The organism is Streptomyces sp. CNQ329 (assembly GCF_000482585.1).
On record NZ_AXVU01000100.1, the window covers coordinates 1 to 4,680 of the forward strand.

At 50.2% G+C, this 4,680-nt stretch carries 4 protein-coding genes; all 4 read left to right on the plus strand.

What is annotated here, in order from left to right; translation table 11 throughout:
- The coding region (locus tag I003_RS37175) for an SLOG family protein (RefSeq protein WP_486584453.1) at nucleotides 1-1,256 on the plus strand (1,256 nt) is incomplete at its 5' end.
- 565 nt (nucleotides 1,257-1,821) lie between these two features.
- Nucleotides 1,822-2,220, plus strand: coding sequence for a hypothetical protein (locus I003_RS36275; RefSeq protein WP_158689042.1), 399 nt, complete (start codon nucleotides 1,822-1,824; stop codon nucleotides 2,218-2,220).
- A 412-nt stretch (nucleotides 2,221-2,632) separates the two neighbouring features.
- A complete protein-coding gene (locus tag I003_RS37180) occupies nucleotides 2,633-2,800 on the plus strand; it encodes a pRL2-8 (RefSeq protein ID WP_078564538.1) in 168 nt (55 codons plus the stop codon).
- Nucleotides 2,801-2,804: 4 nt separating this feature from the next.
- Nucleotides 2,805-3,047: a hypothetical protein gene (locus I003_RS36280; protein WP_158689043.1), complete on the plus strand. Its 243-nt coding sequence runs from the start codon at nucleotides 2,805-2,807 to the stop codon at nucleotides 3,045-3,047.
- The last annotated feature ends 1,633 nt before the right edge of the window (nucleotides 3,048-4,680 follow it).

Sequence of the window (4,680 nt, forward strand, 5' to 3'; positions counted from 1 at the left end):
TATACGAGGAACGGAAGCAACTGAAGAAAGCCGGTAACGGTGCTCAGAAGGTGCTTAAGCTTCTCATCAATAGTCTGTACGGAAAGACAGCACAGTCTATTGGGTGGCGTCTCGTTCAGAAGAACGGTGAATGGACGGCAGAACGACCGCCGTTTCAGTCGTATATTTGGGCTGGACTTATTACGTCCGGCTGTCGTGCCATGGTTCTTGACTTGGCATTGCAGAATGGTGCAGACGTTGTGTCATTTGCTACGGATGGCATCATCTCTCGCACAAAGATTGATGGGGTAGAGAATTCGGATCAGTTGGGCGAATGGGAAGCCGAACAGTACCGGAATGTCTACCTCTTTCAGTCGGGAATCTACACGTACGAGTCGTACGACAAGGTTCTAGACGAAGACAGGAATCCAACCGGAAAGAAGGAGTGGAAGCAACACACAAAGACTCGCGGTTTCGCACTACGAGACTTGCCCGCGTCTAAGATTATGGATGCGTGGAATGACGGAGCATGGTACGTCGAAACTGACCCGTTTAACCACGTAACGGGCGAGGGTCCTAGGGCTTTCATTCCGCTGAAGTTGGGTCTGCAAAGGTCTGATCCGTTGTCCATCATTGGGGAATGGGTTCCGGCTAAGAAACGTATTTCGTTCGACCCTTCTAAGAGGGCAGGACAGTACGTTATCGGAGACGATTACATGCCGGATCGTGAAGGGAATCTATTCCTGACTGATCCGTATGAGATTCCGGAAGATGCTGTCTCGTCTCCGTACGTTCCGAAGCAGACATGGGAAGACGTAATGGAAGGTAGGTTGCACGAAGACGAACAAGAAGAAATTGAAGTCGATGTTACGACGGAACTTATGCCGGTGCAGAATCCCCGACCGTTCCGCGTACTCGTCACAGGATCGCGTGACTGGGGGGACCGATCCCCGGTTGAGCGCAAGCGGCTCCAAGAGGCTCTGTGCCCCCTCTGGGAGCGTTACGGACCTACGGCGGTACTCGTCTCGGGTCACTGCCCGACAGGGGCTGACAGGCACGCTGAGAGCCTTTGGGAGTCATGGGGAGGGGTGGTTGAGCGGCATCCCGCCGACTGGCGCATGGGTCGGTCTGCCGGACCCAAGCGAAATCGGCAAATGGTCGAGAGTGGAGCCGACATTTGTCTAGCGTTCATTAAGAACGGATCGCGTGGAGCTAGCGGTTGCGCTCGAATGGCAGAAGACAACGGAATTGAAGTCGAAAGGTACGAAGCTACTTGACGGAAAGGGAAGATATGAGCGAGGAACGTAAGAGTCCAGAACTTTCAGACAGTGACCTTGACACGGCACTTAGTACCCTCGGAAAACAAGCAGCCAACTACGCAAGTATCGGACCGAAGAGTAAGGAGGATGCTACGCACGTCGCAATCAATTCGCTATTAGACATGCGCGAGGAACGCGCACGCCTTCAGAGTAAACCGGACGATTGCTGATACACAGACAGACGTGTCGGTATCGTCATTGCACTTGACCAATGCTTCTGACCTGCCTGTCATCCATTCACCCGTGCAGACATCGCGAAACCTTCGGGGAAACCGATGGGAACATCGGTCGGAAAATCACGGGCGAAACCAATCGAGAAACCATTGGGGAAACCTGTGGGAACAAGCTCTCTGACCACTGGTCTAGCATTTGGTCAACCACACATTTCGCGCGAAGCGATAGGTACGAGGTTTGACAGACGCAATTGCAACGGTGTGGGAAGCATCTTCCGGTGATCCGATGCCGGAAGACTTCCCGCCCGTCAATCTCTCCGGAATTGAACGCGTAGAACGATGCACTCTATGTGAAGAACATAGAGTGCATTGGACGCAAGATGAATCACAGAATTCTGACCCGTGGAAGAATCATTCAATTCGCTGTAATCCCGATAATCTCGCGGATAACACATGGGTTGGAATTGAATGGACTGGAGACGGAAAAGTTCGCGGTTGGCGTGCGTCTAGAGGGTGGCATCACGGGTACGGATGTCCCTGCCCCGAATGTTGAACCGAAAGAACAGGAAGAAAACGGCAGAATGAGTGAAGGTCAAGAAAGCGTAGAAGAAACACGTTCCGCAGTCGTTGAAGAGATTCGATTGAGCGCAGAAGACATGCGTTCTGTAATCTCTCGGGTGACAGAAGAAGTAGAGGCTGCATACGCCGCTTGGGACCCTGGCGTGTCTGCGGGATGGATGGTGCGATAACTGCGAGACGACAAAGGACGCTATCAGCGAAGAATGTCTGTGCAGTCTCGAAGCAGACATGAGAGATGAAGGGTAAGAGAACTAGTGCGAGTCGAAATCACAACCATCTGCGGCTCAATGCGGTTCTATGACCGAATGTTGGTCTTAGCCGCAGACCTCACGCGGCTAGGCGAAATAGTGCTCATGCCGCACGCAGTAAAGAACGGAACTGAAGACGACAAAAAGCGTCTCGACCCACTTCATCGCGAGAAGATTCGCCGGTCAGATCGCGTAATGGTCGTGACCGACGAAAGCGGGTACATCGGAGAGAGTACGTCAGGAGAAATCGCATACTCCGAACTTGTCGGAGTACCGTTCCAAATCGTCTCACTTTCTGATGAGCGACTGGAAAGCGAGAAGAAGGGAAATACCGTTGGCTAACGCCAAAGCGGTTGACCCGCCAAAGGGCGAATGTCGTCAGTGTTGGTATCACGCGTACGCGTCCCGCGAGGCACATAAGGGATTAGGTCCGCGCGAAGATTGTGGTTCATGCGTCGATCACATGAAGAATGGTCATCCGGTATCTATGATCGTTAGGTAACGGAATGGAACTCGGAATTCCAGTCGAAGGAAAGATGTACCATGTCGTCTTGAATGTGCGTACCGGCATTAGTCGCTATGCAACGGATGGCAAGTGCATTACTTTGACGGAATATGGTGTGGTCATCGGGGATCGAAAGACTGAAGTCTACAGCGATCATACCGGCGAATGGGAGACTACAAGAAAATCAGGAATGGTCTTCCATCCGTGGCATATGATTGAACGAATTCAGGAGGTGAGTAAATAGAAATCGACTCTCAGAATCAAAAAACTAAAGACTGTTGCAATCGCTCTCGTAGTGTCAGAGTGACTGTCAACAGGCACTAGACTACAGGCAGTTATGCGGGAACCCTCCTATCCCATAGCTAGGAGGGTTCCCGCATTCAGTATAGAGGAGTCTAGTTGCCTAGGGCTGAAAAGAAAGACGAAGGACACCAGACGTGTATGCAGCCGGTTGACGGAAGACGATGCGGAAGACCTGCGCGATATGCCCTAGCCATCGAATTTCATTTCTTCCACGAAGAACATGAAGCATACGAAGGTCTGGGATGGTTCACATGCGGTGACCATAAGTACGACATGACCGTGACGTTTCAATTAAGAGAATTGGACAGAGAATGATGAAGCGTCAAGAGTGTACTTGCCTTTTCTGCGGGAAGCATTGGCGATTACTTCCGTGGATCATGGCTGTAATATACGTCGGACTACTTCTGTTCTTTAAAGGCGGAAGATATCCGGTGTACGTCGATGCAATGTTCTCTGTAGCAGTAGCTTCGTACGTACTATGGATCAGTCAAAGTACGATATCTAAGATCCAAGACAAGCACAAAAAAGAAGACGGAAAGTTAGACCGAGACCTTGCGTTGGTGTGCTGAGTGTAGTACATTAAGAAGTGACATCACCGGAAGGAAAGAGTAATGATCGGGACTATAGTCGCAGTTATCGGCACGCTAATGGGTGCCGTTATAGCCGGAGTGTTTCAACACTTGGCAGCCGGACGTTCCGAACTCGTAGCACGTCGAGAAAAACTCTCAAATGATCGACGCGAAGCGGTAACTGCTCTGTGCTTAGCCGTAAGCGAGCACCGTTCCATTCTGTATCGGCGCGTAGACGCTGAATTGCGGAATCTCTCGTCAGAACAGATACAGGAATTGCGCACTATGGGGCAAGAAACACGTTTGGCTGTGACTCGCCCTTTGGTAACTATGCGACTCCTGATCAACGACGTTAAAGTTCGCGAAGCAGCGGACCGAATGATCTCGCTTACATATGCGATGCGTAATCACGGAAGTACGCGAGAAGACATTACCGCAGCAAGGTTAGAAGCAGTATCGGCACATGACGGATTTGTGGATGTAGCTTCGGCATATCTACTCGCCGAAAGTGCATAGCAGTACGTGAGAATCCCCGAATTCAATTAAGAATTCGGGGATTTTCTCGGCATGAATCTCTATCTATTAACGAGGTATGACATGAAAGATCGCGTCGTTATTCCTGGAGACAGAGAGGCACGGGACCTTGCCCACGTGTATCGAGGCTTTTCTAGTCCTGCCATGTGGCAATTCATCCGAACCGGTGCAATCGACAAACGACGCATGAAACAAGAGATCAAAGAACAACTTTCTTACGAAGGTTCTGAAAGCGAATTGAAAGGTCTATTGTTGTACGTTGACTACTACGGATCTCGCGGGCCTCAAGACTATTGGGAGAGTCGAACGTGATGTAAACGAAGAATTCCCCGGAATCCAATACGGATTCCGGGGATTTTCTTTTGCTCAAATATAGGAGTTTAGATGGCAATTATTTGCGTAAAATATAAGTTTGAATTTAATGATAAATAAAAGAGCAAATGAAAGAATTTTTGCGAGAGCAAAGGGGGG

Bases quoted from the DNA above. Each gene is read 5' to 3' on its own strand.
- I003_RS36280 (WP_158689043.1), top strand. From the start codon at position 2,805: ATGGAACTCGGAATTCCAGTCGAAGGAAAGATGTACCATGTCGTCTTG.